A 25665-nucleotide genomic window follows, 5' to 3' on the forward strand; every position below is an offset into this window, starting at 1 on the left:
TGCCCTTGAGGCGCAAGGCTCAGTCCCACCACGGCCCGTGGAACCTGCCCTCCTGCCCCAGCCGCGCGAAGCCATGATAGCCGAAGAAATCCCGCTGCGCCTGGATGATGTTGGCGGTGCCATAGCCCTGCCGCATGCTGTCATACCATTGCAGCGCCGCCGACAGCGCCGGGATCGCGTGCCCCCCCACCACGGCCTCCGCCACAACCTTGCGCAGCGCCGGCACCGTGCGTTTCAGGATCTCCGCGAAGCGCGGCGACAGGAACAACTGCCCGTGCGGCAGATCCTCGCGGAACGCCGCCGCGATATCGTCCAGCAGCACCGACCGGATAATGCATCCGGCGCGCCAGACCTCGGCAATCCGCGCATGGTCCAGCTGCCACTCGTACTCCTGCGATGCCGCCTCCAGCACGCGAAACCCCTGCGCATAGCACAGAACCCGCGCCGCCATGAAAGCCTCCTTCAGGATGTCCTCGTCGAGGGACAGCAGGCCGCGCTCGCCGCCCAGCAAGTCCTGCGCCTTGATGCGCGTGTCCTTCTCCGACGACCACGCGCGCGCGCCCACCGCCGCCTCGATCATGGTCGCGGCCTGGCCCATGCGCACCGCTTCCACCACGGTCCAGCGCCCGGTGCCTTTCTGCCCCGCCGCATCCTTGATCACGTCCACCACCGGGTGCCCGGTCGCCGGGTCGGTATAGGCCAGCAATTCGCCGGTGATCTCCACCAGATAGGATTTCAGCGGCCCTTCGTTCCAGCTGGAAAACAGCGCCCCGATCTGCGCCGGCGGCCAGACACAGCCGTTGTGCAACAGGCCATAGATCTCGGCGATCACCTGCATGTCGGCATATTCGATCCCGTTATGCACGGTCTTGACGAAATGCCCCGCCCCGTCCGGCCCAAGGTGATCGACGCATGGGTCATCTTCATACCGCGCGGCAATGGCCCGCAGCACGTCGCGCAACTGCTCCCAGCTGTGATCGCTGCCGCCCACCATCATCGACGGCCCGTGCCGCGCGCCCTGCTCGCCACCCGACACACCCATGCCGACGAAATGCAGGCCCTTTTCGGCCAGCGCCTTCGACCGCCGCCGGGTGTCGTGGAAATCGGCATTGCCGCCATCGATGATCGTGTCGCCCTCGTCCAGCAGGGGAGCGACTTCCTCGATCATCGCATCCATCGGCCTGCCCGACGGGATCATGAACAGCATCACCCGCGGCGTCTTCAGCCCGGCGACGAAATCGCGCAAATCCTCATGCGGATGCAGGCGCTCGGCCAGCGGCCCGGCCTCCTGGACAAATGCACCGATCCAGTCCGATTCGCGGTTGGTCACCGCCACGTCGAAGCCCTTCTCGGTCATGTTCAGCGCCAGGGCGCTGCCCATCGTGCCAAGCCCGTATACGCCGATCTGTGCGGTGCCGCCTGTCATGTCCGCTCCCATGCTTCCCGGCCAGCGTAGACCGCCCCGCGCCGGATGCCAAGAAACCCGGTCGCGCCCCCGGCGGCCTTTCCCGCGCCTCGCCCTTTTTCTTGGCAGAAATACTCTCGCCGAAGGCAGGCCGGGCCTCCGCCACGCCAGCCGGACCGCGCCGTGACGCGTCGCACCCGCCATCCCGCCCCCGAGGAGGCGCCCGCAAGGGCAACGACGAGACCAGCCTGCGCGCGGGAACCGCGCTCTTTCAGGTCAGGCTCAGACGCCCAGACACCAGCGCATGATCGCCTTCTGCGCGTGCAGGCGGTTCTCGGCCTCGTCGAACACCACCGAATGCGGGCCGTCCATGACGGGGCTCGTCACCTCTTCCTCGCGATGCGCGGGCAGGCAATGCATGAACAGCGCATCGTCCTTGGCGTGCTTCATCAGCTCGGCATTCACCTGGTAGGGCCGCAGCATGTTGTGGCGCCGCTCCTTGCTCGATTGGCTGTCATGCATGCTGACCCAGGTATCGGTCACCACCAGGTCCGCGCCCTCCACGGCCTTTACCGCGTCACGCTCGATGGTGATCGTGCTGCCCGCCTTGCGTGCCAGCCCGACGAATTCCTCCTCGGGGTCCAGCTGCGACGGCCCGGTAAATGTCATGTCGAATCCGAACTGCCCCGCCGCGTGCAGGAAGGACGAACAGACGTTGTTGCCATCCCCGGCCCAGACCACCTTCCTGCCCTTGATCGGACCGCGATGCTCTTCATAGGTCATCACGTCGGCCATGATCTGGCAGGGATGCGTGCGGTCGGTCAGCCCGTTGATCACCGGCACGTCGGCATACTCGGCCATCTCCTGCAAGACGCTCTCGTCGAAGGTCCGGATCATGATCAGGTCCACGTAGCGGCTCATCACCCGAGCGGTGTCGGCGATGGTCTCGCCATGCCCCAGCTGCATGTCCGCGCCCGACAGCACCATCGTCTCGCCGCCCATCTGGCGCACGCCCACGTCGAAACTGGTGCGCGTCCGCGTCGACGGCTTCTCGAAGATCAGCGCCACCATCCGGCCCGCCAGCGGCTGCTCGTCATCCGCCGCACCGCGCGGCCGTCCGGCGCGCGCGGTCTTCATATGCCGCGCCCCGTCGATGATCCCGCGCAACTCGCCCGCATCGGTCGTGTGAATATCCAGAAAATGCTGCATCGTCTCGCTCCTCACGCCTCGGCCAGTGCCGTCTTCACCGCGGTTGCGGCCTTGTCCAGCCGCGCCACCGCCTCGCCGATCTCGTCATCCGAGATGTTCAGCGGCGGCAACAGGCGCACCACGTTCTCCGCCGCGGGCACCACGGCCACTTCGGCCTCATAGCCGGCGGCCACCACGTCGGTATTGGTCGCCACGCATTCCAGCCCCAGCATCAGGCCCGATCCGCGCACGCCCTTGAACACCTCCGGATGCGCCGCCACCAGCCCTTCCAGCTTCTGCCGGAACAGCCCCGCCTTGCGGTTCACCTCGGCCAGGAATTCGGGATCAGCCACGATATCCATCACCGCGCACCCCACCGCGCAGCCCAGCGGGTTGCCGCCATAGGTCGAGCCATGCGTGCCCGCGGTCATGCCGCTCGCCGCCTTTTCCGTGGCCAGCAGCGCGCCCAGCGGAAAGCCTCCGCCGATGCCCTTGGCCACCATCATGATGTCGGGCGTGATCCCCGCCCATTCATGCGCAAAGAGCTTGCCGGTTCGGCCCATGCCGCACTGCACCTCGTCGAAAATCAAAAGGATGCCCTTCTCGTCGCACAGGTCGCGCAGCCCCTTCAGGCACTGGTCCGGCACCGGCTTGATCCCGCCCTCGCCAAGCACGGGCTCCAGCAGGATCGCCGCCGTATGCTCGTCAATCGCGGCGTGCAGCGCGTCATGGTCACCGAACGGCACATGCTTGAACCCCGGCAACAGCGGCCCGAACCCCTTGGTCATCTTCTCCGATCCGGCGGCGGCAATCCCTGCGCTCGACCGGCCGTGAAACGAGCCCTGGAAGGCGATGATGTCGGTCCGGTCGGGCTGACCCGCGTCAAAGAAATACTTGCGGCACATCTTCACCGCCAGCTCGCAGGCCTCGGTGCCCGAGTTGCAGAAAAACGCCGTGTCGGCAAAGGTCTCGGCCACCAGCTTGTCGGCCAGTTCCTGCTGCTTGGGAATCCGGTAAAGGTTCGAGGTATGCCACAGCGCCCCCGCCTGTTCGGTCAGCGCGGCCACCAGCGCGGGATGCGCATGGCCCAGCGCGTTCACCGCGATCCCCGCGCCCAGGTCCAGGAAACGTCGACCATCCGCCTCGATCAGCCAGGCGCCCTCGCCTTTGACAAAGCTGAGCGGTGCACGGTTATAGGTCGGCAGAACGGAGGGGATCATCTGGGGTATCCTCAAGTATGGAAGCCCTTTGAGTGCCGTATGGCAGGGCGTTCGTCAATGGTGGAAGAAGGTGGTGCGCTTGGGCACCGGGGGGATCGAACAGGCGAACGAGACGTCAGGCGCAGGTGCGGCGGCGTCGGCTCATGGCATATGTACGGCGTTCGATCATGCGGGGTGACATACCCGGTTCCGCGCCCCGCGCAAAGCGTTTTCTTGGCGCGCCTCGATATGGCGCTTGAGTTTCCCGTTGCCGCCTGCCACGTCAGTCAGCATGACCACGCCCGTCCAGAACCCCGGCGCCGCCGCGCTGTTGACCCTTGCCGCCGCCGCCTTCATCGCCGGCTGCACGCTTCTGGCCAAGGCGCTGGGCACCGACGCGCTCGGCCCCGCCCTGCATCCGTTGCAGGTCAGCCAGGGCCGGTTCGTCTTCGCGCTCGTCACCATATCCATCTTCGCCGCCGCCACGCGGTTCCGCGTCGTGCGCCCGGCGCTGCACCTGCACCTTCTGCGCTCGGGCCTCGGCTGGGGCGGCGTCACCCTGATGTTCGCCGCCGCCGCGTTCATCCCTCTGTCCGACGCCACCGCGATCACCTTCCTGAACCCGGTCTTCGGCATGATGCTGGCGATTCCCATCCTTGGCGAAAAGGTCGGCCCCGTCCGCTGGACCGCCGCCGCCATCGCCCTTCTGGGCGCGCTGATCCTGACCCGCCCCGGCGGCGGCAGTATCGAACCCGGCGCGCTCCTGGCCCTCGCCGCCGCCGCCTGCTTCGGCATGGAACTCATCGCGATCAAGTTTCTTTCGGGCCGGGAACGCCCGCTTCAGATCCTGCTGATCAACAACCTCTTCGGCAGCCTCATCGCCAGTGCGGCGGCCTATTTCGTCTGGACCGCGCCCACCCCGGCACAATGGGCCGCGCTCGCCGGGATCGGTCTGCTGATGGCCACCGCGCAAGCCTGCTTCGTCAACGCGCTGGCCCGCGCCGATGCCAGCTTCGTGGCCCCCTTCTTCTATGCCACGCTGGTCTTCGCCGCGCTCTACGATGCCGCCGTGTTCTCGGTCCTGCCGGATGCGATATCCGTTCTGGGCGCCGTGACAGTTCTCTCCGGCGCCGCGCTTCTGGCCTGGCGCGAGGCGCGGCTCAAATCCCCCACGGTTCCACCCGCGCGCCCGCTCTGACCCGGCTTGCCATCGCGAACCAAATGCCTACCGTCTGCGCCGACGCTGAAAGGAATTGCCCCATGGCCCACCGCCCCAACCGCCCGCTCTCTCCCGCCACCAAACTGGCCCAGGCGCTGCGCTATCACGACCCCGTCACCGGCGCGATCGTGCCGCAGATCCAGACCGCCGCCACCTACGCGCGGGATGAAAACTATGCCTTGCGCCAAAGCTACATGTACCGCCGCGACAGCAACGTCACCACCGAACAGGCCGAGGCGATCATCGCCGACCTCGAAGGCGCCACCGAAAGCCTGCTCTTCTCGTCGGGCATGGGCGCGGCCACGGCGGTGATCGACCACTTGCCCGCCCACGCCCATGTCGTGGTGCCAGAGGTCATGTATCACGGCGTTCTCGCCCAGTTTCAGACCTTCGCGGCCAAGGACAGGCTGGAGGTCAGCTATTACCCGGCGGGCGATCTTGACGCGATGCAGGCCGCGCTACGCAAAGATGAAACCGCGCTTGTCTGGGTCGAAAGCCCCAACAACCCCAACTGGGACACGACAGACATCGCCGCGGCCGCCGACATCGCCCACGCCGCCGGGGCCAGGCTTGTCACCGACTGCACCGGCACGCCTCCCTGCGCCACCCGCGCGTTGGAGCTTGGCGCGGACATCTCCTTTCACTCCGCCACCAAGTACCTCAACGGCCATTCCGACGTGACCGCCGGCGTTCTGTCTGTGCGCGAGACCGGGACGTACTGGGACGAGATCTTCCACACCCGCATGATCCAGGGCACCGTCCTGCATTCCTTCGACGCCTTCCTACTCATTCGCGGGATGCGCACCCTGATGCTGCGCGTTGAGCGCGCGACCCAGAACGCCCTGGCCGTCGCCCGGCACTTCGAGGGGCATCCGGGCATCGAGGCGGTGATGTATCCCGGCCTGCCCTCGCACCCCGACCACGAGATCGCCAGGCGCCAGACCGGCGGCCTTTACGGCGGGATGCTCTCGATCCTCGTCAAGGGCACCGAGCAGACCGCCATCGACGTCAGCCGCCATTGCGAGGTCTTCTATCCCGCCACGTCGCTGGGCGGCGTCGAAAGCCTGATCGAACACCGCAAGACCGTCTCGGGCGAGGGCTTCCCGGTCCATCCCCGCCTTCTGCGCCTGTCGATCGGGATCGAGGATGCGGGCGACCTCATCGCCGACCTCGAACAGGCGCTGGACCGCGCGGGGGCGGCGGGGTCGTAACGTCACCCTTGATCGTGCGCCCCCTTCCCGGGCTAGATACGACGCGAGGGAAGAGGACATGCCGCTCAGCATCTTGTTACCGATGGTCGTGCTCGGCATCGCAGGCATTGCGGTGCTTTTGCACCTGCTCGGCCTCTCGCAACCCGCCACGTTCGACAACGAGGCCGCCGCCGGCCGCGCCTGGCTACGCGAATTTCCCGAGGACACACCGACGCGCATCACTCTCAGCCACGACCGCCACGCCGCGCTCGTGGAGACTCTGCAAGGCCGCGGCGTCGTCTGGCCCATGGGCGCGGATACCACGGCGCGATACCTCGACGGCGCAGAGATCACGCAGACCGGGACAGGCCTGCGCATCGCCCTGCCCGACTATACCGCCCCACGCATCACCCTCACGCTCGACCCCGAAGAGGCCCGCCACTGGCCCGGCCTGATGGAGGCCCGCAGATGACCGATCAACTGACCTATCCCGACGTGGTGAACTTCGCCGTCCCCGTCTTCATCGCCCTCATCCTGATCGAGCTTGTCTGGATCGTCGTCAAACGTCGCGGCGGCCGGTACGAGACCTACGACGCGCTCACGTCTCTGGTGATGGGCGCCGGCAACGTCGCCTCCGGCATCCTTCTGGGCTTCGTCGCCTACGGGTTCTTCATGGCGCTCTGGGCGATCACACCGCTGGACTTGGGTACCTCGATCTGGGTGGTGCTCCTCTGCTTCGTGCTCGATGATCTGCGCTACTACTGGGTCCACCGCTTCGGCCACCGCATCCGCTGGGTCTGGGCCAGCCACGTCAACCACCATTCCTCGCAGCACTACAACCTGACGACCGCCCTGCGCCAGACATGGACCGGCACGTTCACCTTCATGATGCTGGTCCGCGCGCCGCTGATCCTGCTGGGCTTTCACCCCGCGATGGTGCTCTTCTGCGGCGGTCTGAACCTCATTTACCAGTTCTGGATCCATACCGAGGCGATCGCCCGCCTGCCCCGCTGGTTCGAGGCGGTGATGAACACGCCCTCGCACCACCGCGTCCACCACGGCCGCAACGCGCGCTATCTCGATGCCAACTATGCCGGGGTCTTCATCATCTGGGACAGGATGTTCGGCACCTTCGTCCCCGAGCAGGACAGCGAGAAAGTCGACTACGGCCTCGTCCGCAACCTGGGCACCTTCAACCCGATCCGCGTCGCCTTTCACGAATGGGTCGGCATCTTCCGCGACGTGATCCAGCCCGGCATCACCTGGCGCGACCGGCTGAACTATTGCATCCAGCCCCCGGGCTGGAGCCATGATGGCAGCCGCGACACCTCCGAGACGATCAAGCGCAAGCACCTCGCCAAGCATCCCGAGGACGCGAACACGCCCGGCTTCGAGAACCTCACCTGATCACGGGCGCGGGAATTTTCTTCAAAAGAAAATTGCCCGGAAATTTTTCAAATTTCCGCCCCCGCCAAAGTGAATTCCCTTTCGCCTCGCCCCGCGCTACGCATGGCCCATGCGCCTCTTCCTGCTGACCGCCCTGACGATGGTGGCCTTCGCCGCCAATTCCATCCTCAACCGCCTCGCGCTGGCGCGCGGGCATATCGACGCCGTCCCCTTCGGCGCGATCCGCCTGGTGGCGGGGGCGGCGATGCTGGCCGGTCTCTGCATCGTCCTGCGTGGCGGGCTGCGCCTCGGCGGGCCCGCGCGGGTGGCGGGCGTCGTCTCGCTGCTTGTCTACATGTACGGCTTCTCGCTGGCCTACACCGCGCTCGATGCCGGCTTGGGCGCGCTCATCCTCTTCGGGATGGTCCAGATCACCATGTTCGCCGCCGCGCTCCTCACGCACGAATCCCTGCCCGCCCGCCGCTGGATCGGCGCGGGGCTGGCGCTCGCCGGCCTCGCCTGGCTGATGTGGCCCGGCGCCGGCACGCCGGTCAGCCCGGCGCATGGCGCGCTCATGGCGCTGGCGGGCATCGGCTGGGGCGTCTATTCCCTCGCGGGCCGCAAATCGAAGGACGCGCTTCAGGCCACTGCCGCCAACTTCACCCTCGCCGCCCCCTTCGGCCTGCTGGCCTGGCTCGCCCTGCCCAGCCCCGCCGACGCCGCGCCACTCACCACCTACGGCATCCTCCTCGCGGTTTTCACCGGCGCGGTCACCTCCGGGCTGGGATATGCGCTCTGGTACACCGTCCTGCCCTCGCTCGCCGCCTCCGTTGCCGCCGTCGCGCAGCTCACAGTACCCATCATCGCGCTCCTGGGCGGCATCGTCCTCCTGAACGAATCCCTGACCGTGCAGATCGTGCTCTCCTCCGCCCTCGTTCTGGGCGGCGTTGCGCTTTCCATGCCGCGCCGCCGCAAAACCTGAGCGCCGGGGCTGTATCTGCGCCACCGGAACGCCTATCTCAGTCGTCATGAAAGCCGCGCTGACCGCCCTTGCCCTCCTGCTCCCCGCCCCGGCCCTGGCCGACTGCGTGGTGCTGCTGCATGGCCTCGCGCGAACCGAGACCTCCTTCATCGTGATGGAGGAAGTGCTGAAAAACGAAGGCTATACCACCTTCCGCACCGATTATCCCTCGACCCAACTCGACATCGCCGAACTGGCCGAGGAAACCCTGCCCAACGCCGTGCGCGTCTGCGGAGAGGACAGGATCCATTTCGTCACCCACTCCATGGGCGGCATCCTCCTGCGCCACTGGCTGCGCGACAACCGCCCCGCCGACATGGGCCGCGTCGTCATGCTGGGACCGCCCAATCACGGCTCGGAACTGGTGGACGAACTGGGCGGGCTGGAGCTGTTCGAGTGGTTGAACGGCCCCGCCGGCATGCAGCTCGACACCGGCACGGACAGCATCACCAACACCTTGCCCCCGGTCGATTTCGAGCTTGGGATCATCGCCGGAACGCGCTCCCTCAACCCCTATTTCTCGGTCCTGATCGAAGGGGCGGATGACGGCAAGGTGTCGGTCGAGTCCACCAAGGTCGAGGGCATGGCCGACCATATCGAACTGCCGGTCAGCCACACCTTCATGATGAACAACCCTTACGTCATCGCCCAGGTGCTGGCCTTCCTGCGGACCGGCAAATTCGACCACGACATGAACATCACCGACATGTTCATGGGCCTCACGGAATGAGCCTCGCCCTGCGCCTGACCGGGGCCGAAGTGCTGACACCCTCGGGCCTTGAGGAGACGCCGCTCGCCGTCGCGGACGGCCGCGTCACCGATACCGCCCCGGCCCGCGAGGTAGACCTCTCGGGCTACCTCATCCTGCCGGGCCTCGTCGACGCCCATGGCGACGCGTTCGAAAAACACCTCGCCCCCCGGCGCGGCGCGATGAAGGACCTCGACCAGGGCCTGATCGTCGCCGAGGCCGAGCTTGCCGCCAACGGCATCACCACCGCCACGATGGCGCAGTTCTACAGCTGGGAAGGCGGAATGCGCGGACCGGACTTCGCGCGGCGCGTACTTGAAAGCCTCGACGATATACGCTCTCGCGTCGGCACCGACCTGCGCGTGCAACTGCGGTTCGAGATCTCGATGCTCGACGATTACGCCACGATAGAGGACTGGATCACCCGCTACGTCATCCCCTACCTGGTGTTCAACGACCACCTGCCGCATGCCCTGCTGGCCAAGGGCAAGACACCACCGGGCCACGTGGGTAAGTCGCTCAGGATCGGCAAGAACCCCGACAGGCATCTCGAAGACATCCACGCGCTCCACGCCGGCATGGCCGACGTGCCGGCCGCCCTCGACGCGCTCTGCGCCCGGCTCTCGGACCTGCCCGTGCTCCTCGGCAGTCACGACGACGCCACCGCCGACCAGCGCGCCGAATGGACCGCGCGCGGCGTCCACATCGCCGAGTTTCCCGAAACCGCCGAGGCGGCAGAGGCCGCCCGCGCCACCGGCGCGCCCATCGTTCTTGGCGCCCCCAACGTGGTGCGCGGCGGCTCGCACAAGGGCAATGCCAGCGCGCTCGACCTCATCGCCATGGGCCTCTGCGATGCGCTCGCCTCGGACTATCACTACCCGTCGATGCGCCGCGCCGCCTTCCTTCTGGCCGATGGCGGGCTGATGGATTTCGCCGCCGCGTGGGGGCTGGTCTCGTCAGGTCCCGCCCGGCTTCTCGGCCTCACCGACCGTGGCACGCTCACGCCCGGTCAACGCGCCGACCTCGTGATCGTCGACGCGAAGACCCGCGACATCTGCGCCACGCTCTCGGGCGGTCAGGTCACCTACATGAAGGGCGAGGTCGTCGCGCGTTTCTTCGGTTAAAGCCTCCCGCCTTTAACCTGACACATCGGATAAAGGCGGGGCGCGCGCATCGACCGAGCCTTGCACTGCGCTTCGTCAAAAGCTGTGAGTCAGGTTTTTGGCGAAACGCTTTAATCCGACCGCCCAACCCGGTTCACATGCCCCATCTTGCGCCCCGGCTTGGCCTCCGCCTTGCCGTAGAGATGCAGGCTCGCCCCGGCCTCCCCGGCAATTCCCGGCACCCGGTCCATGTCGTCGCCAATGAGGTTCTCCATCACCACGTCCGCATAGCGCGACCCGTCGCCCAGCGGCCAGCCCGCCACCGCCCGGATATGCTGCTCGAACTGGTCCACGGCGCAACCCTGCTGCGTCCAGTGGCCCGAATTATGCACCCGCGGCGCGATCTCGTTCACGATCAGGCCCTCACGCGTCACGAACAACTCCACCCCCATGACGCCCACATAGTCCAGCGCGTTCAATATCCGCCCGGCCAGCAGCACCGCATCCGTCCGCTGCGACGTGCTCAGCGTCGCGGGCACCGTGGTGGTGTGCAGGATCCCGTCGCGGTGCACGTTCTCGCCCGGATCGAAACAGGCCACCTGCCCATCGACGCCCCGCGCCCCGATCACCGACACCTCGTGGCTGAAATCCACGAATCCTTCCAGGATCGACGGCGCGCCCTGCATCTCGGCCAGCGCGGCCTCGGCCTCGGACAGATCGTTGATCCGCACCTGCCCCTTGCCGTCATAGCCAAAGCGCCGCGTCTTCAGGATCGCGGGCGTGCCCATCTCTTCCAGCGCCGCCTGAAGGCTCGCCAGATCGGTGATGTCGGCATAGGGCGCGGTGCTCAGCCCCAGCCCGGTCAGGAACTCCTTCTCGGTCAGCCGGTCCTGGCTCACCCGCAGCGCCTCGCGCCCCGGGCGGATCGGGCGGGCCTCCTCCAGCACGTCCAGGGCCGAGGTCGGGATATTCTCGAACTCGTAGGTCACCACGTCCACGGCCCCGGCGAACTGCCGCAGCGCGTCTTCGTCCTCATAGGACTTCTGGAAATGGAAATTCGACACATGGCTCGCCGGGCAATCGCCTGCCGGCTCGTAGATGCAGGTCTTGAACCCCAGACGGCTCGCCGCGACGGACAGCATCCGGCCCAGTTGACCGCCCCCCAGGATCCCGATCACCGCCCCCTGCGGCAAAGGCTCAGTCATCGCTGGGCTCCTCGGGGATCGAGGCCGACAAGGCCGCGCGCCACTCATCCAGTCGCTCCGCCAGATCCGCATCGCCATTGGCCAGGATCGCCGCCGCCATCAGGCCCGCATTGGCCGCCCCCGCCGCGCCGATCGCCATGGTCGCCACCGGAAACCCCTTTGGCATCTGCACGATGGAATACAGGCTGTCCACACCGCTGAGCGCCCTGGTCTGCACCGGCACGCCGATCACCGGCACCCGTGTCTTGCTGGCCATCATCCCCGGCAGGTGTGCAGCCCCCCCGGCCCCGGCGATGATCGCCTTCAGCCCCCGGTCGACGGCGCTTTTGCCATAGTCCCACAGCCGGTCCGGCGTGCGGTGCGCCGAGACGATGCGCGTCTCGTACTCCACGCCCAACTCGTCCAGAATCACCGCGGCCTCCTTCATCGTGGCCCAGTCCGACTGGCTGCCCATGATGATGCCGATCTGCGGATTGCCCATGTCACGCTCCCCTTTGCGGAGCGCGCACTATACCGATCAGCGGTACCTACGCAATGATATCCGGCAACAGCCGGTCCTCGATCCACTGGATCCGGTCCTTCAGCCGCAATTTCTGCTGCTTGAAGCGTTTCACGGTCAGCGGATCGCTGGTGCCCTTTTCCTCCAGCGCGCGGATCGCCTCGTCCAGATCGCGGTGCTGGCGGCGGAACTCTTGCAGTTCCACGCGCAGCACCTCGTCGGACTTCATCGACAGCTCGTTGAACTTGTTCATTTGGGCCAGAGTCTCCCGAAACCACCGCGTATCCCGACAATAGCGCCAAACCTCTTGCCGGCATAGCCCTTGCAGGCCCCGCCCCACGGCCCCATATTCATCCCAGGAGGTCGCCGCGAACGGGGCCTTTACATACGGACTGTCGCTTGACTGGATAAGGACACGCCCATGACAAAGCTTTCTATGGGATCGCACCCCTACATGCTCGGCTTCGAGCAGCTGGAACGCCTGCTGGAACGCAGCGCCAAGTCGGGGAACGAAGGCTACCCGCCTTTCAACATCGAACAGACTTCCGAGAATTCCTACAGGATCACGCTGGCCGTGGCCGGATTCGGCGACGGAGACCTTTCGATCACGCTGGAAGACCGGCAACTGGTGATCCGCGGACGCCAGCGCGACGACTCGGATGGTCGGGTGTTCCTGCATCGCGGCATCGCCGCCCGCCAGTTCCAGCGCAGCTTCGTGCTGGCCGATGGCGTCGAAGTGGGCGAGGCGATCATGGAAAACGGGCTGTTGCACGTGGACCTCACGCGCGCCGCACCGGAAACGGTGGTTCAGACCATCAAGATAAACAAGGGGTAAACAGTATGGACACGCAGTACGATTTCGATCACGAGACCGAGCGTCCCATCGTCTATGTCCGCCAGGTCAACGCCGACGACCTGCCCGAGGACGTGCGCGAACAGGTGGGCGAGCTGGAAACGCTCTACGCGGTGCACAACGAGGAAGGCGAGCGCCTGGCGCTGGTCGCCGACCGCAAGATGGCCTTCGTGCTGGCCCGCCAGAACGACCTCGATCCGGTCACCGTGCACTGACATCCGACCTCGGTTTCGGCCCGCGTCACTGGGCCGAAACCCCGCTGGTCAAACAGCCCCGCCACTGGCATACCGCTTTCGACGCACCCGACGCGAAAGGCCCGTATCGCAGTGACCCAGATCATCAATTCCCTCTCCGAGATTTCCGGCAACTACGACGCGCTCTTCGTCGACCTGTGGGGATGCGTGCACAACGGCGTCACCGCCTACCCCGATGCGGTCGAGGCGCTGATGACCTACCGCGCCGATGGCGGCACCGTGGTGCTGGTCACCAACTCGCCCAAGCCCCGCGCCGGCGTAGAATCCCAACTCGACAGCTTCGGCGTCCCTGCCGCCTGCTACGACGCCATCGCCACCTCCGGCGACAGCGCCCGCGCCGCGATGTACCGCGGCATGGTGGGCCGCAAGGTGTGGTTCATGGGCGAATGGGCGCGCGATGCGGGCTTCTTCGAGCCGCTGGAGGTCATCGACGATCCCGTCGAGATCGAGCGCGTGGACCTCAAGGAGGCCGAGGGCATCGTCTGCTGCGGCCCCAACGACCCGATGGCCGATCCCGACACGAATCGCGCCGATTTTCTCTATGCCAAGCAGAAGGGCCTGAAACTCCTTTGCGCCAACCCCGACATCATCGTCGACCGCGGCGATGTGCGCGAGTGGTGCGCGGGTGCGCTGGCCCGGCTCTACACCGAGATGGGCGGCGAAAGCCTCTATTTCGGCAAGCCGCACCCGCCCATCTACGACCTCGCCCGCCGCCGCCTGGCGGCCCTGGGCAAGGATATCTCCAGCGACGGCATCCTCGCCATCGGCGACGGAATCGCCACCGACATCCAGGGCGCCACTGGCGAGGACATCGATTCTCTCTTCATCACCGGCGGGCTGGCCGCCGACGAGACCAAAACGTCGCACCAGCCCGACCCGGACGCGCTAACCGCTTACCTGCAAAAGGAAATGTCGTCTCCGACCTTTGCCATCGGCAAGTTGCGCTGACAAAATAACCCTTGATTTTCTGCGCCTGCAAAGTAATAAAGTTGCATCCGCACCTATCGTATGGTGTTATTTATTGCGCACCGGATGCGGGCGCAGGTGGAAATGGAGGGTCTGATGTTGGACAACATGCCGCGCGGAACGATCACGATCGAAGAGATCGAAATGGGAATGACCCGGTCGCTGCGCAAGGTGGTGACCGACGAGGATATCCGCATGTTCGCCGAGGTCTCGACCGACCATAACCCGGTGCACATGGACGACGATTACGCCCGCGACACCATCTTCGAGGGCCGCATCGCCCACGGGATGCTCACCGCCGGCCTGATCTCTGCGGTGATCGGCGAACAGCTTCCCGGGCATGGCACCGTCTACATGGGCCAGACTCTGAAATTCCTCGCCCCCGTGCGCCCCGGCGACATGGTCGAGGCCGAGGTCGAGGTCATCGCCATCGACTATGCCAAGCGCCGCGTCACGCTGGAAACCCGCTGTCTCGTCGATGGCAAGAAGGTTCTGGTGGGCGAAGCGACCGTGCTGGCGCCGACGGGCAAGTTCGACTGATCCGCCCGCACCCGGCCTGCACCTGCACGGCCGCGTCACACATCCGGAACACGAATCGTGTATGATGCGTTGAGGTACCGCACAACCATAGGGAGGACCCAACCGATGGATGCAATCCAGACAGCCGAATACGCCCGCGCCCTGCTCAGCGCCCACGGCCCCAAGGCCGAGGCCGAAGCCGCCCGCAAGATGCGCGAGTCGCAAGATGCCGGACGCAAGTCCGAGGCCGAGAACTGGGCCGCGATCCGCCAGGCCGTCTCGCAACGGCGCGGCCCCAGCCAGACCTGAGGCGCGCGCCGAGGGCGATCAGCCCATATCGGGCTCGGTCGCCTTGAAGCTCTCGATCTCCTGCATCGGCGTCCACCACCGCGCCAGCTTGCCGGTGATGATGTTGTCGGCCTCCGGCGTCAGCGACACGTAATAGATCAGCGGCGCCAGCATGTAATCCGCCAGCGTCGGCTCCTTGCCGCAGATGAACGGATCGGCCCAGTCCATCAGCAGCGCATTCAGCGTCTGTGAATCCGCAAGGCTTTTCGACAGGGCGTCGTCATTCCTGCCGCCGATCAGTTCGGGGAACAGGTGATAGCCCGCCGCCCCCATCAGCGCGTCATAACCATAGCTGGTGAAAACGCTGATCGCCTCGTTCATCTTCGCGCGCGTCTTGGCGTCGTCCGGCTGAAGGCTCGGCCCCTTGCCCGTCTCGTCGATATAGCGGCAGATCGCGTCACACTCGCGCAGGCGCATGTCGTCGATATCCATCACCGGCACCTTGCCGAACGGGTGCCGCTTCAGGTGCTCGGGCTGCTTGGGCTCGCCCTCCAGCACGTTCACATGCACCTGATCGTAATCGACCTCGTTATCCATCAGCACCATCCGCGAGGTCCGCACATAGGTCGATCCGTTGAAACCGTAGAGCACGGGTTTGTCGGCCATTTCTCGTCTCCATTCATTCAGTTGCTGCTGCATCAACGCATCAGGACGCCTTCCGTTGCTTGCCGCGGGCAATCCGCGGCGCCGCCTCTTGATCACCCCCCCGCATCCGGCTACCCCTGCGCCATGCGCATCATCCGCGATTACACCTTCATTGATCCTCAGGACCGGGGCGCCTCCGTCGCCATCGGCAACTTCGACGGTGTGCACCTGGGCCACCAGTCGGTCATCGATCTTGCCCGCAAGGGCGGCGGCCCCCTGGGCGTGCTCACGTTCGAGCCGCACCCGCGCGAGTATTTCGCCCCCGACGCGCCCCCCTTCCGCCTGATGGGCCACGAGGCCCGCGCCAACCGCCTCGCCAAGCTGGGCGTCGAACGGCTCTACGAGCTCAACTTCAACGCCTCCCTCGCCAGCCTCACGCCCGAGGAGTTCGCCCGCAACGTCATCTCCGACGGGCTTGGCCTGACCCACGTGGTCGTCGGCGCCGATTTCTGCTTCGGCAAGGGCCGCGCCGGCAATTCCGCCGATCTTCAGCGCTTCGGGCAGGACATGGGCTTCGACGTCACCATCGCCACGCTGCTGGAAGGCGACGACGGCCAGGTCTCCTCCACCGCCATCCGCGACGCCCTCTCCGACGGCCGCCCGCGTGACGCTGCTGCCATGCTGGGCCACTGGCACCGCATCGACGGGCCTGTGATCGGCGGCGAACAGCGCGGCCGCGACCTGGGCTATCCCACCGCCAACATGTCCATCGAAGGGCTGCACCCGCCCCGATTCGGCGTCTACGCCGTGCTGGTCGACGTGCTCGACGGCCCGCACCGGGGCCACTACCACGGCGCGGCGTCCCTCGGCGTACGCCCGATGTTCCAGGGCGAGGTCCCCAATATCGAGACCTTTCTCTTCGATTTCTCCGGCGACCTCTACGGTGCCGATCTCTCGGTCGCGCTGGTCGAATATCTCCGCCCCGAGGAAACCTTCGACAGCCTCGAGGCCTTCATCGCCCAGATGGACGCCGACTGCGACCGCGCCCGCGCGGTGCTGGCCGCCGTATGACCGACGCGTCCGACCCCATCGACCGCTCCGGCCTGCGCCCGCGCTACTGGGAAACCGTGCCGCTGAACCGCATGACCCAAAAGGAATGGGAGGCGCTCTGCGACGGCTGCGGCAAGTGCTGCCTCAACAAGCTCGAGGACGAGGACACCGGCGAGGTCGCCCTGACCCGCATCGCCTGCCGCCTGTTCGACGACAGCACCTGCCGCTGCGCCAATTACGACATCCGCCACCAGTTCGTGCCCGAATGCATCTCGCTGTCGCCCAAGACCATCGAGAAAAGCCTCTACTGGCTGCCGGAAACCTGCGCCTACAAGCTCCTCTGGACCGGCCAGCCGCTTTTCGACTGGCACCCATTGATCTCCGGCACACCCGACAGCGTGCACGCCGCCGGCGTCTCGGTGCAAAACGCCACCCTGCCCGAGTTCGAGATTCCCGAGGACGAGTGGGAAGAACACCTGATAGAGGAACCATTGGGATGCGACTAGGCTCCGACAACACCGGCCCCGCCCTGCCCCAGGTGATGGAGGCGCTAGCAAAGGCGAATGACGGCCACGCCGCCCCCTACGGCACCGACACGCTCACCGACGCGGCTCGCGACAAGCTGCGCGCGGTCTTTGCCGCCCCCGACGCCGCGGTAGAGTTCGTCACAACCGGCACCGCGGCCAATGTCCTTGCTCTCGCCACGCTCACCCAGCCATGGCAGACCATCTTCTGCACGCCCCGCGCGCATATCCTGGTCGACGAATGCCACGCGCCCGAGTTCTACACCGGCGGCGCGCGCCTCACCCTCACGGGGCACGAGGACAAGATGACGGCCGATGACCTCGCCGCCGCCATCGCCGCCCTGCCCCTGCGCGACGTCCACACGTCCGAGCCGGGCACCGTCGCGCTCACGCAGGTCACCGAACTGGGCCAGCTCTACACACTGGACGAACTGCGCGGCCTCTCCGACGTGGCCCACGCCCACGGCCTTTCGGTGCATCTCGACGGCGCCCGCTTCGCCAATGCCTGCGCCGCCCTCGGCGCAACACCCGCGCAGATGAGCCACGAGGCCGGGATCGACGCGGTCTCCTTCGGCGCCTCCAAGAACGGCTGCCTCAATGTCGAGGCCGTCGTCATGTTCGACCCGGAAAAGGCATGGGAACTGGAACGCCGCCGCAAGCGTGGCGGGCACCTCGTATCCAAGGGCCGCTTCCTCGCCGCGCAAATGATGGGCTATCTCGAAGACGATGTCTGGCTCACATCGGCCCAGCGCGCCAACGCCAAGGCCGCCCGCCTTGTCGCGGGCCTGCGCGCCCTGCCCGGCTGCACCTTCATCGCCGAACCGCTGGCCAACATGATCTTCGCCCGCCTGCCCCGCGCCACGCACCAGCGCCTGCACGCGGGCGGCGCGGTCTATGGCCTCTACGAAGGTCCGCTGGAGACGGGCGACCCCAACGAACCGCTCCTGATGCGCTGCGTCTGCGACTGGTCTCTCACAGACGACCAGATCGACGACTTCCTGGCGCTCGCCAAAGGCTGACGCGGGCGCTCAGGCCCACCACCGCGCCACCGCGACACCGATGGTCGCGGACGTGCCGGTCAGCAGCGTGCCCCAGGTAAAGTCCGTGGCCACCATCCGCCACGTCCAGTCCTTCAGCGTCGCAAGGTTGGTGAACTCGTAGGTGCCATAGCCCATCGCCCCGATCAGCGCGGCCGTGCCGAACACCCACAACAGGCTGTGCCCCTGCTGCATTGCGGGCCAGCTGACGAACCACAGCACGCAGAAGATATAGAAGGCGTAGAACACCACCGCCGGTCCCATGCGCGGGCTGTCCAGCAACAGCCCCTTGATGTCCTTCTCGAAGGTGGGTTTGACCAGGTAACTCAGGCCCAGGTAATCCAGCCCCAGGAAGACCGCGAAGGTCACGACGTAGAGAATGGCGATGGTCATGGTTGGCCTCCTGCCCGGGTGAACGCGGGCCGGACCGCGCCGGTTCCTGCCGCCCGCCAACAGCTAGCGCGAAGACCCAAAAGGCCACGCACAAGTCTTATACATTGCGCAGGAACCGCAGGATTTCCGCCCCCACCTGCCGCGCATGGGTCAACGGCACCATGTGCCCCGCCCCGGCGATGACGGCCCGCTCCGCCTTCGGCAACCGCGCCGCCAACCCTTCGTTGATGGCGCTGATGATGTCCGGAGAGTCGCTGCCCTCGATCAACAGCGCGGGCCGCGTCACACCTGCCAGCACGCCCGGCGCCAGCAACCCGCCCACGTCTTCATAGAGCGCCTCGTGCCCCGCCTCGATCAGCGGCATCTGCGCCGCCAGCCGGTCGCGCTCGGTCGCACCCAGGCTCTCCCACTCCGCGCCATTGCCCCAGACCGACAGGAACGCCCGCGCCGCCGCATGCCCGTCGCCCGCCGCCATGCCCTCGGTAAACCCGGCCATCTGCGCCGCGAATCCGTCCCGCATCTCCGGACAATCCGCCAGCGCCACGGCAAAGAACACCGGCTCGATCAGGATCAGCGACCGAACCAGCTCGGGCCGCATCACCGCCAGCCGCAACGCCACCGTCGCGCCAAAGGAATGCCCGATCACATGCGCCGGTCCGTCCAGCAGATCGGCGGCAATCTCCGCCGTCACCTCCTGGATCTCACCGCGCCCGTCCCAGCCGCCGCTGCGCCCGTGCCCCGGCATGTCGAAGGCGGTCAGCGTCAGCGCCCACGACAGGTGCCGCGCCAGCCCGCCCCAGCTGCCCGAATGCGCCAGCGAACAGTGAATGGCCAGCGCCGGCTGCGGCCCCTGCCCGAAGGTTGTCCAATAGGTCGGAAACCCGGCTTTCAACGCCTCAGGCATCCCGTGTCACATGGGGCTCTGCGGGGAAATGCGGCAGGGTGCGTCTCATTTGTCGGGCCTTTCGCGGCATTCGGCACCCGCGCCCAATGCATGTCTTTGCCAGACGTGCCACCCATGCTAATCGGTGTCAACGTCACGAATCTGTCAAGATCGACCACCCGGGGACCCTTCACATGTCAGTCACACACGAGCCGAAGCTAATATCGGGCAATTCCAACATGCCGCTGGCCAAGGCGGTCGCGCGCCGCATGTCCATGCATCGCGGCGTCAATGTCGGGCTCGTCGATGCCCGCGTCGAACGTTTCAACGACGGCGAGATCTTCGTCGAGGTGTTCGAGAACGTCCGCGGCGAGGACATGTTCATCATCCAGCCGACGTCTAATCCGGCCAACGACAACCTGATGGAATTGCTGATCATGGCCGACGCGCTGCGCCGCTCCTCGGCCAAGCGCATCACCGCGGTGATCCCCTATTTCGGCTACGCGCGGCAGGACCGCCGCACCAAGGCCCGCACGCCCATTTCGGCCAAGCTGGTCGCCAACATGATCGTCGAGGCGGGCATCGAGCGGGTCCTGACCATGGACCTGCACGCCGCCCAGATCCAGGGCTTCTTCGACATTCCGGTCGACAACCTCTATGCCTCGCCGGTCTTCGCGCTCGACGTGATGACCCAGTTCCGCGATCACCTCGACGACGTGATGATCGTCTCGCCCGACGTCGGCGGCGTGGCCCGCGCCCGCGAACTGGCCAAGCGGATCAACGCGCCCCTCAGCATCGTCGACAAGCGCCGCGAGAAAGCCGGCGAAGTGGCCGAGATGACCGTGATCGGCGAAGTCACCGACAAGATCTGCGTGATCGTCGACGACATGTGCGACACCGCCGGCACCATGTGCAAGGCCGCCCAGCACCTGATGGACAACGGCGCGCGCGAGGTGCACGCCTACACCACCCACGGCGTCATGTCCGGCCCGGCGGTCGAGCGGATCACCGGCTCGGTGCTGAAATCCATGGTCATCACCGACACGATCCAGCCCACCGAGGCGGTCAAGAACACCCCCAACATCCGCATCATCCCCACCGCGCCGGTCTTCGCCCAGGCGATCCTGAACATCTGGAACGGCACGTCCGTGTCGTCGCTCTTCGAGACACCGACGCTGGAGCCCATCTACGAAGGCCAGTTCGGCACCTGACCGCAATCAAATCGAGTGGCTGCGCCACGCTCTGTTTTTTGATTGGGGCCAGCCCGTCGCCATTGTCTCTCGGACCAATGGCGCGACAATGCCGACCCGGGATGCTTGGAGCCAGAGGAAAAAGCCTGTCCGCGCCTCTTCCTCTGGCGGAAAATATCCCCCGCCGGAAGGGCATCCTTGTCGTGTCATGTCTGACGTCAGCGCCAATGGGACAGTTCGGGGCGGTATGACAAGAGAGGAGGTCCGGCACGGGGGCGTCTGCAGCTGACCTTCCGTGTCCGCATCGACACCGCGATCAGGTGTGAAGCGAACGCCCCATGGCCGCGCCTTCCACCAATGCCGACAGCTTCGCCCTGGTCAGATCGACCGGAAGGTATTTCATCCCGCAATCGGGTGCCGCCACGATATTGGCGGCCGGGATGCGCTCGGCGGCGGCGATCAGCCTGTCGCGGACCTCTTCAGGGGTTTCCGCTGTCTCGCGTCCAAGGTCCAGGGCGCCGATCAGGAAGCCCTTTTTCATGCCCTCGATCAACGACAGGTCAAGGCCCGGCTGCGCGACCTCGATCGACAGCTCGTCGGCAGTGCACTCTTCCAGTTCACGCAGGAAGGAATAGCCCTGGGGCTTGGCCTGGTCCATGATGTAGGCATAGCCAAAGCACATGTGGATCACCGTACGTCCGGCCGCGCCCTGGAGCGCACGATTGATGGCCGGGATGGCGAAGGCGCGGGCCGCTTCCGGTTCGGCCTGCATGTAGGGTTCATCCAGCTGCACGATGTCGACGCCGGCGGCGAAGATGTCGGCGATCTCCTCGCGCAACATGTCGGCATAGGCCATCGCCAGCGCGGCGTCATCCTCGTAATGCTCATTGAGGGCCTGCATCGTCATGGTGAAAGGACCTGGCAGGGTCATCTTGGTAAGCCGCTTGCTGTGCTTGCGAAGGAAGACCGCTTCGCGCTCCATGACCGGCGCGCGGCGCTGGATGGGTCCGACCACGCGCGGCACCACCATGGGCCGCCCGCTGCGCCCGGTCTTGGTGCCGGGGTTTTCCAGATCGAGCCCGTCGAGCGACGTGGCGAGGTGGTTGGAGTAGCTTTCGCGACGCACCTCGCCGTCGGTGACGATATCGAGCCCGATCTCTTCCTGGTCCAGAATGGCCAGCCGCGTGGCGGCGTCCTGCGCCTCGGCCAGATCGGCCTCGGCCATCTTCCACAGCGACGTGTCGCGGACACGCGGCGGCCCCTTGGAACGCAGTTTCTCGCGGTCGATCAGCCAGTCCGGTTGCGGGTAGCTGCCCACGAGGCTGGTGGGGAATAGGCTGTCATACATGGGATAAATCCTATTTTTGAGCGGTTGAGGCGTCACGCGATCGCGCTGATTTCCTCGGCGATGTCGTGCGCCTGGCCGTTTTCGATGGGCAGGCAGCGAGCGGGAAAATCCTGGACGACTTCGATCCCCAACGCTTCGACCCGGTCGCAGAAACGCGCAAGCACATCGAGCTGCGGGGCGATAAAGCGGTCGTGCAGCACGAGCACGGTCCAGTCGTCCCGTTCGAGCGCCTCGAACGCGCCTTCGGTCCAGTGGGTATGTGGCGGCTTCCAGTCGCCGGGGGCGGAGGTCCAGGTGACGACGGTAAAATCGTTGCGTTTCAGGTAATCCACAGCCTCTGGGCAAAGCAGGTGCTGGCCCATGGCGCCGCCGCCATTGGGGCGGAAGAACTTGCGCGGATGGGCCAGGGCCCCGATCGCATCCTGCGCGGCGCCGATCTCTTCGGCGTACCGGGCAGGGCCGTCCTCGCGGCCCAGCGGTGTGCCGTGGGTCATGGTATGGTTGCCGATCCAGTGGCCCTCGGCATGGGCCCTTTCGACGAGACCCCGCGCCACGGGGTCCTCGAGCTGGCGGCCGACGACAAAGAAGGTCGCCTTGAGGTCGCGCGCGGCCAGAAAATCCAGCAGCTTGTCGGTCGCGCCAGGCCAGGGGCCGTTGTCGAACGTCAGGGTCAATCGCCTTGGCATCACTGCGAGCCTTCCTCGATATCCTTGAGCGCCTGCCGAAGCAATTTGCCTGTGCGGTTGTAGTGGGTCATAAGGCGCTCGACCGCGAGGTCGGGGTCGCGCGCCAGCGCCGCCTCGGCGATGCCGTCATGTTCATCCGACAGGTCACGCGGCGCGCGTCCGCCGCCGCAGCGCGACAGGTGGCGGTAGCGACTGTTCTCATCGAAGAACTGGCTGCAGAGCCGCAAAAGCGTTTCCGAGCCCGAGCCCGCGTTCAGCGCCAGGTGAAAGTTGCGGTGGCAGCGCTCCCAATCGGGGTCGTATCGGTCCGATGGCGCGATGGCGCGCAGCCGGTACTGGGCCAGCACGATGCCTTCTTCCCAGTCGGGACCGCCGCGTTCGATCGACAGGCGCAGGGCCCGTTCCTCGACGCAGGAGCGGACGTACAGAAGCTCGTCGAATTCCTGGCCGCTTATGCCCGCCACGCGAAAGCCGCGCTGGTCTTCCCGCACGACGAGGCCGTCGGACACGAGCGAGCTGAGCGCTTCGCGCACAGGCGTGGCCCCGACCCCGATCTCGCGCGAGAGATGCTCTATCTTGAGCTTGGTTCCCGGCTTCAGCTTGCCGCTGATCACGTCGTCGCGAATGCGCATGTGGGTTTCACTGGTGCGCGAGCGGAACGCGCCATCCGGTTCCGAAGAATTGCGGGCCATGGGCATGTCGGTGTTATCCTTTACGTCCGGTTGGCGACCTGCGCCCGCTCTCCTGCCGCGCTATGCGGTGGCCTTTTCGGCGACAACAGGATTGCGGATCGTGCCGATGCCCTCGATCTCGACCTCGACGGTATCGCCGTCGCGCATCCATACCTGAGGCCTGCGCGCATGACCAACCCCGGCGGGCGTGCCCATCGCGATCAGGTCACCGGGTTCGAGAGTCATGATTTCGGACAGGATCTCGACCGTGCGGAAGGCGCCAAAGATCATCTGGTCTGTATTGGAGTCCTGCATCACATTGCCGTTGAGGCGTGTCTGGATCTTGAGCCCGCTGGCCTCGTCCGGCAGGTCGTCGGCGGTGACGATGCAGGGGCCAAGCGCCCCGGTCCCGTCGAAATTCTTGCCCGCGGTCCATTGCGCTGTCAGGCGCTGGTAATGGCGGACGCTGCCGTCATTGAACGCGGTGTAGCCAAAGATCACCGAGGCCGCGTCGGCGGCTGCGACATGGCGGCACCGGCGGCCGATGACGATGGTAAGCTCCGCCTCATAGTCCAGCTGCTCGGAGCATTCCGGCAAGATCATCGGATCCTCCGGGCCGATCATGGAACTGGTCGCGCGAAGGAAAAGCGCGGGGTACTCGGGCACGGCGTGCCCGCCTTCCTTGGCGTGATCGGCGTAGTTGAGGCCCAGGCAGACAATTTTGCCCGGGTCGGGCAGAGGTGTCAGCAGTTTGCAGTCCGCAATGGGTGTGCGCGCCGCGCCGGACTGGACCAGGCGGTCGGCCAAAGTGGCGTGCACGGCGGGATCAGCGCCGATCAAGTCGCGCATGGTCCTGGGCGCCTCGGGCCAGGCGGCCTCGATATCAACGATGTCCGAATCGACCATGGCACCCAGTCGTGCCTGACCATCTGCTTCATACCTGACGTATCGCATCGTACCTCGCTTGCGTGTGTTCGTCCAAATGCTCGTATCGAGCGTTGGGCCGACTATTATCGATAAAAAATATATTCTCAAGATAATTTCAAAAATATCGATTTTTATTGACAGAGTGTACAGCGGTCATGATGATCGACCGCAGCAGCAGGGGCCATGCCGTGTTCCTGCGGGTCAATTCAGGCGCACGCATTTTGCGCTGCTGGAAGAGCGCAGGTTCCAAGCTGCGTGAGGGAGGAAATATCATGACGTCAATTCGCAGTATTCTGGCGGTCTCGCTGACCGCAACCCTGGGCTTGGCGGGGGGCGCGCTTGCACAGTCGTTTCCCGACAAGCCGATCACCATGATCGTGCCTTTCGCCGCCGGCACGTCGACCGATACGGTCAGCCGGCTGATCGCCGAGGGCATGTCAGAGGAACTGGGCCAGACCGTGGTGGTGGAAAACCGGGCCGGTGCGGGTGGCAGCGTCGGCACCCAGGATGTGGTCAGCGCCAACGCGGACGGCTACACGATTTCCATGGGCACCGTCGGAACCCTTGCCATCAACAAGTCGATCTTTCCCGAACTGCCCTATGATCCCGAAAACGACGTGACCCCGATCGCCTTCGTGGGCTACACGCCGACGCTGTTGGTCGTGGGCGCCGAAACGGAGTTCGAGACTCTGGAGGATCTGGTCGAGGCGGCCAGGTCGGATGAGGGCGTCACCTTTGCCTCCACCGGCAATGGCACATCGACGCACCTGGCGGGCGAGCTTCTGAAAACGCTGAGCGATACCAACATGATCCACGTGCCCTTTGGCTCCGGCGCGGTCGGCCTGGCGGCGGTGATCTCCGGTGAGGTGGATTTCATGTTCAACCACCCGGTTTCGGCCAAGCAGAACGTGGACGCCGGCAAGCTGCGGGCGCTGGGCGTCAGCGGTGCCGCCGGGTCCGAAGTTGCGCCCGAGGTGCCGCCCATCAATGACACATTCGAGGGCTTCGACCTGATTGCCTGGTGGCTGATGCACGGTCCTGCCGACATGCCCGCCGACGTGACCGAGGCGCTGAACAACGCGGTCACGACGGCCATCGCGTCGGATGCAGTGACGGACTACTACACCAAGAGCGGTATTTCCAAAGGCGAGATGGCCCTTGGTGACCTCGACGGCTTCATTTCCTCGGAAGTGAAGAAGTGGGGCGATATCGCCAACGCGGCCAACGCGCAGGCCGACTGACGCAATTGCAACGGCAGGGGCCGGGCG

General features: G+C 66.0%; 30 protein-coding genes. 17 read left to right on the forward strand and 13 right to left on the reverse strand.

Annotation, left to right across the window (positions count from 1 at the left end; translation table 11 throughout):
• Positions 1-19 precede the first annotated feature (19 nt).
• The 3 genes from gndA to KUV49_RS00540 form a co-directional block, all read right to left on the reverse strand.
• On the reverse strand, positions 20-1426 hold the full coding sequence (gene gndA / locus KUV49_RS00530; RefSeq protein WP_261391486.1) for an NADP-dependent phosphogluconate dehydrogenase: 1407 nt from the start codon (positions 1424-1426) through the stop codon (positions 20-22).
• A 261-nt stretch (positions 1427-1687) separates the two neighbouring features.
• Positions 1688-2614, reverse strand: coding sequence for an ornithine carbamoyltransferase (gene argF, locus KUV49_RS00535; RefSeq protein ID WP_222451133.1), 927 nt, complete (start codon positions 2612-2614; stop codon positions 1688-1690).
• 11 nt (positions 2615-2625) lie between these two features.
• Positions 2626-3813: an aspartate aminotransferase family protein gene (locus tag KUV49_RS00540; protein WP_222451134.1), complete on the reverse strand. Its 1188-nt coding sequence runs from the start codon at positions 3811-3813 to the stop codon at positions 2626-2628.
• 271 nt (positions 3814-4084) lie between these two features.
• Between KUV49_RS00540 and KUV49_RS00545 the strand changes: the two genes are divergently transcribed.
• From KUV49_RS00545 to KUV49_RS00575, 7 genes are all read left to right on the forward strand, one after another.
• Positions 4085-4990, forward strand: coding sequence for a DMT family transporter (locus KUV49_RS00545; RefSeq protein ID WP_222451135.1), 906 nt, complete (start codon positions 4085-4087; stop codon positions 4988-4990).
• Positions 4991-5052: 62 nt separating this feature from the next.
• Complete coding sequence (locus KUV49_RS00550; RefSeq protein WP_222451136.1) at positions 5053-6222, forward strand: trans-sulfuration enzyme family protein; 1170 nt, start codon at positions 5053-5055, stop codon at positions 6220-6222.
• 58 nt (positions 6223-6280) lie between these two features.
• Positions 6281-6673 carry a hypothetical protein gene (locus tag KUV49_RS00555; protein ID WP_222451137.1) on the forward strand — a complete coding sequence of 131 codons (393 nt, stop codon included), beginning with the start codon at positions 6281-6283 and terminating at the stop codon, positions 6671-6673.
• On the forward strand, positions 6670-7608 hold the full coding sequence (locus KUV49_RS00560) for a sterol desaturase family protein (protein ID WP_222451138.1): 939 nt from the start codon (positions 6670-6672) through the stop codon (positions 7606-7608). Before KUV49_RS00555 ends, KUV49_RS00560 begins: the two co-directional genes overlap by 4 nt.
• A gap of 109 nt (positions 7609-7717) precedes the next feature.
• Positions 7718-8569: a DMT family transporter gene (locus tag KUV49_RS00565; protein WP_222451139.1), complete on the forward strand. Its 852-nt coding sequence runs from the start codon at positions 7718-7720 to the stop codon at positions 8567-8569.
• A gap of 46 nt (positions 8570-8615) precedes the next feature.
• Positions 8616-9338, forward strand: coding sequence for an alpha/beta fold hydrolase (locus KUV49_RS00570; RefSeq protein ID WP_222451140.1), 723 nt, complete (start codon positions 8616-8618; stop codon positions 9336-9338).
• Positions 9335-10480 (forward strand): alpha-D-ribose 1-methylphosphonate 5-triphosphate diphosphatase, encoded by a 1146-nt coding sequence (locus KUV49_RS00575; protein WP_222451141.1) that lies wholly within the window; start codon positions 9335-9337, stop codon positions 10478-10480. Before KUV49_RS00570 ends, KUV49_RS00575 begins: the two co-directional genes overlap by 4 nt.
• 110 nt (positions 10481-10590) lie before the next feature.
• Here KUV49_RS00575 and KUV49_RS00580 read toward each other — a convergent pair whose 3' ends face one another.
• The 3 genes from KUV49_RS00580 to KUV49_RS00590 are packed head-to-tail and all read right to left on the reverse strand — an operon-like array spanning position 10591 to position 12416.
• Positions 10591-11664, reverse strand: coding sequence for a 5-(carboxyamino)imidazole ribonucleotide synthase (locus KUV49_RS00580; RefSeq protein WP_222451142.1), 1074 nt, complete (start codon positions 11662-11664; stop codon positions 10591-10593).
• A complete protein-coding gene (gene purE, locus KUV49_RS00585) occupies positions 11657-12145 on the reverse strand; it encodes a 5-(carboxyamino)imidazole ribonucleotide mutase (RefSeq protein WP_222451143.1) in 489 nt (162 codons plus the stop codon). The genes KUV49_RS00580 and purE overlap by 8 nt, the downstream gene beginning before the upstream one ends.
• 46 nt (positions 12146-12191) lie before the next feature.
• Positions 12192-12416, reverse strand: a complete 225-nt coding sequence (locus KUV49_RS00590; protein ID WP_222451144.1) for a YdcH family protein — start codon at positions 12414-12416, stop codon at positions 12192-12194.
• A gap of 168 nt (positions 12417-12584) precedes the next feature.
• Here KUV49_RS00590 and KUV49_RS00595 point away from each other — a divergent pair, with 168 nt between their 5' ends.
• The 5 genes from KUV49_RS00595 (at position 12585) to KUV49_RS00615 (ending at position 15064) form a co-directional block, all read left to right on the forward strand.
• Positions 12585-12998, forward strand: coding sequence for an Hsp20 family protein (locus KUV49_RS00595; protein ID WP_222451145.1), 414 nt, complete (start codon positions 12585-12587; stop codon positions 12996-12998).
• Positions 12999-13003: 5 nt separating this feature from the next.
• Positions 13004-13231: a DUF1150 family protein gene (locus tag KUV49_RS00600; RefSeq protein WP_222451146.1), complete on the forward strand. Its 228-nt coding sequence runs from the start codon at positions 13004-13006 to the stop codon at positions 13229-13231.
• Between the two features lie 111 nt (positions 13232-13342).
• Complete coding sequence (locus KUV49_RS00605; protein ID WP_222451147.1) at positions 13343-14218, forward strand: TIGR01459 family HAD-type hydrolase; 876 nt, start codon at positions 13343-13345, stop codon at positions 14216-14218.
• A 114-nt stretch (positions 14219-14332) separates the two neighbouring features.
• The gene (locus KUV49_RS00610) at positions 14333-14776 is read left to right on the forward strand and encodes a MaoC family dehydratase (RefSeq protein ID WP_057791949.1); all 444 of its coding nucleotides are present in this window, start codon (positions 14333-14335) and stop codon (positions 14774-14776) included.
• A gap of 105 nt (positions 14777-14881) precedes the next feature.
• The gene (locus tag KUV49_RS00615; RefSeq protein ID WP_152491236.1) at positions 14882-15064 is read left to right on the forward strand and encodes a hypothetical protein; all 183 of its coding nucleotides are present in this window, start codon (positions 14882-14884) and stop codon (positions 15062-15064) included.
• Positions 15065-15082: 18 nt separating this feature from the next.
• Here KUV49_RS00615 and KUV49_RS00620 read toward each other — a convergent pair whose 3' ends face one another.
• Positions 15083-15709, reverse strand: coding sequence for a glutathione S-transferase family protein (locus KUV49_RS00620; RefSeq protein ID WP_222451148.1), 627 nt, complete (start codon positions 15707-15709; stop codon positions 15083-15085).
• Between the two features lie 123 nt (positions 15710-15832).
• Between KUV49_RS00620 and KUV49_RS00625 the strand changes: the two genes are divergently transcribed.
• The 3 genes from KUV49_RS00625 to KUV49_RS00635 are packed head-to-tail and all read left to right on the forward strand — an operon-like array spanning position 15833 to position 18281.
• The gene (locus tag KUV49_RS00625) at positions 15833-16759 is read left to right on the forward strand and encodes a bifunctional riboflavin kinase/FAD synthetase (RefSeq protein ID WP_222451149.1); all 927 of its coding nucleotides are present in this window, start codon (positions 15833-15835) and stop codon (positions 16757-16759) included.
• The gene (locus KUV49_RS00630) at positions 16756-17244 is read left to right on the forward strand and encodes a YcgN family cysteine cluster protein (RefSeq protein WP_222451150.1); all 489 of its coding nucleotides are present in this window, start codon (positions 16756-16758) and stop codon (positions 17242-17244) included. Before KUV49_RS00625 ends, KUV49_RS00630 begins: the two co-directional genes overlap by 4 nt.
• Positions 17235-18281, forward strand: coding sequence for a threonine aldolase family protein (locus KUV49_RS00635; protein WP_222451151.1), 1047 nt, complete (start codon positions 17235-17237; stop codon positions 18279-18281). Before KUV49_RS00630 ends, KUV49_RS00635 begins: the two co-directional genes overlap by 10 nt.
• Before the next feature lie 9 nt (positions 18282-18290).
• On the opposite strand, the gene KUV49_RS00640 is transcribed toward KUV49_RS00635, so the two are convergent.
• Both KUV49_RS00640 and KUV49_RS00645 read right to left on the reverse strand, forming a co-directional pair.
• Positions 18291-18692, reverse strand: a complete 402-nt coding sequence (locus KUV49_RS00640; RefSeq protein WP_222451152.1) for a DUF2177 family protein — start codon at positions 18690-18692, stop codon at positions 18291-18293.
• Between the two features lie 97 nt (positions 18693-18789).
• A complete protein-coding gene (locus KUV49_RS00645; RefSeq protein WP_222451153.1) occupies positions 18790-19596 on the reverse strand; it encodes an alpha/beta fold hydrolase in 807 nt (268 codons plus the stop codon).
• A gap of 173 nt (positions 19597-19769) precedes the next feature.
• Here KUV49_RS00645 and KUV49_RS00650 point away from each other — a divergent pair, with 173 nt between their 5' ends.
• A complete protein-coding gene (locus KUV49_RS00650) occupies positions 19770-20786 on the forward strand; it encodes a ribose-phosphate pyrophosphokinase (RefSeq protein ID WP_222451154.1) in 1017 nt (338 codons plus the stop codon).
• 295 nt (positions 20787-21081) lie between these two features.
• Here KUV49_RS00650 and KUV49_RS00655 read toward each other — a convergent pair whose 3' ends face one another.
• From KUV49_RS00655 to KUV49_RS00670, 4 genes are read right to left on the reverse strand one after another with little or no spacing between them, the layout of a single operon-like run.
• Positions 21082-22113, reverse strand: a complete 1032-nt coding sequence (locus KUV49_RS00655; RefSeq protein WP_222451155.1) for a 5-methyltetrahydropteroyltriglutamate--homocysteine methyltransferase — start codon at positions 22111-22113, stop codon at positions 21082-21084.
• A gap of 32 nt (positions 22114-22145) precedes the next feature.
• Positions 22146-22799 (reverse strand): polysaccharide deacetylase family protein, encoded by a 654-nt coding sequence (locus tag KUV49_RS00660; protein WP_222451156.1) that lies wholly within the window; start codon positions 22797-22799, stop codon positions 22146-22148.
• Positions 22799-23497, reverse strand: coding sequence for a GntR family transcriptional regulator (locus KUV49_RS00665; protein WP_222451157.1), 699 nt, complete (start codon positions 23495-23497; stop codon positions 22799-22801). The genes KUV49_RS00660 and KUV49_RS00665 overlap by 1 nt, the downstream gene beginning before the upstream one ends.
• A 54-nt stretch (positions 23498-23551) precedes the next feature.
• Positions 23552-24376 (reverse strand): fumarylacetoacetate hydrolase family protein, encoded by an 825-nt coding sequence (locus KUV49_RS00670; protein ID WP_261391484.1) that lies wholly within the window; start codon positions 24374-24376, stop codon positions 23552-23554.
• Between the two features lie 293 nt (positions 24377-24669).
• Between KUV49_RS00670 and KUV49_RS00675 the strand changes: the two genes are divergently transcribed.
• Complete coding sequence (locus KUV49_RS00675) at positions 24670-25638, forward strand: Bug family tripartite tricarboxylate transporter substrate binding protein (protein WP_222451158.1); 969 nt, start codon at positions 24670-24672, stop codon at positions 25636-25638.
• Positions 25639-25665 lie beyond the last annotated feature (27 nt).

The organism is Roseovarius atlanticus, from assembly GCF_019802205.1.
Classification (GTDB): domain Bacteria; phylum Pseudomonadota; class Alphaproteobacteria; order Rhodobacterales; family Rhodobacteraceae; genus Roseovarius; species Roseovarius atlanticus_A.

Bases quoted from the DNA above. Each gene is read 5' to 3' on its own strand.
- gndA (WP_261391486.1), bottom strand. From the start codon at position 1,426: ATGACAGGCGGCACCGCACAGATCGGCGTATACGGGCTTGGCACGATG.
- argF (WP_222451133.1), bottom strand. From the start codon at position 2,614: ATGCAGCATTTTCTGGATATTCACACGACCGATGCGGGCGAGTTGCGC.
- KUV49_RS00540 (WP_222451134.1), bottom strand. From the start codon at position 3,813: ATGATCCCCTCCGTTCTGCCGACCTATAACCGTGCACCGCTCAGCTTT.
- KUV49_RS00545 (WP_222451135.1), top strand. From the start codon at position 4,085: ATGACCACGCCCGTCCAGAACCCCGGCGCCGCCGCGCTGTTGACCCTT.
- KUV49_RS00550 (WP_222451136.1), top strand. From the start codon at position 5,053: ATGGCCCACCGCCCCAACCGCCCGCTCTCTCCCGCCACCAAACTGGCC.
- KUV49_RS00555 (WP_222451137.1), top strand. From the start codon at position 6,281: ATGCCGCTCAGCATCTTGTTACCGATGGTCGTGCTCGGCATCGCAGGC.
- KUV49_RS00560 (WP_222451138.1), top strand. From the start codon at position 6,670: ATGACCGATCAACTGACCTATCCCGACGTGGTGAACTTCGCCGTCCCC.
- KUV49_RS00565 (WP_222451139.1), top strand. From the start codon at position 7,718: ATGCGCCTCTTCCTGCTGACCGCCCTGACGATGGTGGCCTTCGCCGCC.
- KUV49_RS00570 (WP_222451140.1), top strand. From the start codon at position 8,616: ATGAAAGCCGCGCTGACCGCCCTTGCCCTCCTGCTCCCCGCCCCGGCC.
- KUV49_RS00575 (WP_222451141.1), top strand. From the start codon at position 9,335: ATGAGCCTCGCCCTGCGCCTGACCGGGGCCGAAGTGCTGACACCCTCG.
- KUV49_RS00580 (WP_222451142.1), bottom strand. From the start codon at position 11,664: ATGACTGAGCCTTTGCCGCAGGGGGCGGTGATCGGGATCCTGGGGGGC.
- purE (WP_222451143.1), bottom strand. From the start codon at position 12,145: ATGGGCAATCCGCAGATCGGCATCATCATGGGCAGCCAGTCGGACTGG.
- KUV49_RS00590 (WP_222451144.1), bottom strand. From the start codon at position 12,416: ATGAACAAGTTCAACGAGCTGTCGATGAAGTCCGACGAGGTGCTGCGC.
- KUV49_RS00595 (WP_222451145.1), top strand. From the start codon at position 12,585: ATGACAAAGCTTTCTATGGGATCGCACCCCTACATGCTCGGCTTCGAG.
- KUV49_RS00600 (WP_222451146.1), top strand. From the start codon at position 13,004: ATGGACACGCAGTACGATTTCGATCACGAGACCGAGCGTCCCATCGTC.
- KUV49_RS00610 (WP_057791949.1), top strand. From the start codon at position 14,333: ATGTTGGACAACATGCCGCGCGGAACGATCACGATCGAAGAGATCGAA.
- KUV49_RS00615 (WP_152491236.1), top strand. From the start codon at position 14,882: ATGGATGCAATCCAGACAGCCGAATACGCCCGCGCCCTGCTCAGCGCC.
- KUV49_RS00620 (WP_222451148.1), bottom strand. From the start codon at position 15,709: ATGGCCGACAAACCCGTGCTCTACGGTTTCAACGGATCGACCTATGTG.
- KUV49_RS00625 (WP_222451149.1), top strand. From the start codon at position 15,833: ATGCGCATCATCCGCGATTACACCTTCATTGATCCTCAGGACCGGGGC.
- KUV49_RS00630 (WP_222451150.1), top strand. From the start codon at position 16,756: ATGACCGACGCGTCCGACCCCATCGACCGCTCCGGCCTGCGCCCGCGC.
- KUV49_RS00635 (WP_222451151.1), top strand. From the start codon at position 17,235: ATGCGACTAGGCTCCGACAACACCGGCCCCGCCCTGCCCCAGGTGATG.
- KUV49_RS00640 (WP_222451152.1), bottom strand. From the start codon at position 18,692: ATGACCATCGCCATTCTCTACGTCGTGACCTTCGCGGTCTTCCTGGGG.
- KUV49_RS00645 (WP_222451153.1), bottom strand. From the start codon at position 19,596: ATGCCTGAGGCGTTGAAAGCCGGGTTTCCGACCTATTGGACAACCTTC.
- KUV49_RS00650 (WP_222451154.1), top strand. From the start codon at position 19,770: ATGTCAGTCACACACGAGCCGAAGCTAATATCGGGCAATTCCAACATG.
- KUV49_RS00655 (WP_222451155.1), bottom strand. From the start codon at position 22,113: ATGTATGACAGCCTATTCCCCACCAGCCTCGTGGGCAGCTACCCGCAA.
- KUV49_RS00660 (WP_222451156.1), bottom strand. From the start codon at position 22,799: ATGCCAAGGCGATTGACCCTGACGTTCGACAACGGCCCCTGGCCTGGC.
- KUV49_RS00665 (WP_222451157.1), bottom strand. From the start codon at position 23,497: ATGCCCATGGCCCGCAATTCTTCGGAACCGGATGGCGCGTTCCGCTCG.
- KUV49_RS00670 (WP_261391484.1), bottom strand. From the start codon at position 24,376: ATGGTCGATTCGGACATCGTTGATATCGAGGCCGCCTGGCCCGAGGCG.
- KUV49_RS00675 (WP_222451158.1), top strand. From the start codon at position 24,670: ATGACGTCAATTCGCAGTATTCTGGCGGTCTCGCTGACCGCAACCCTG.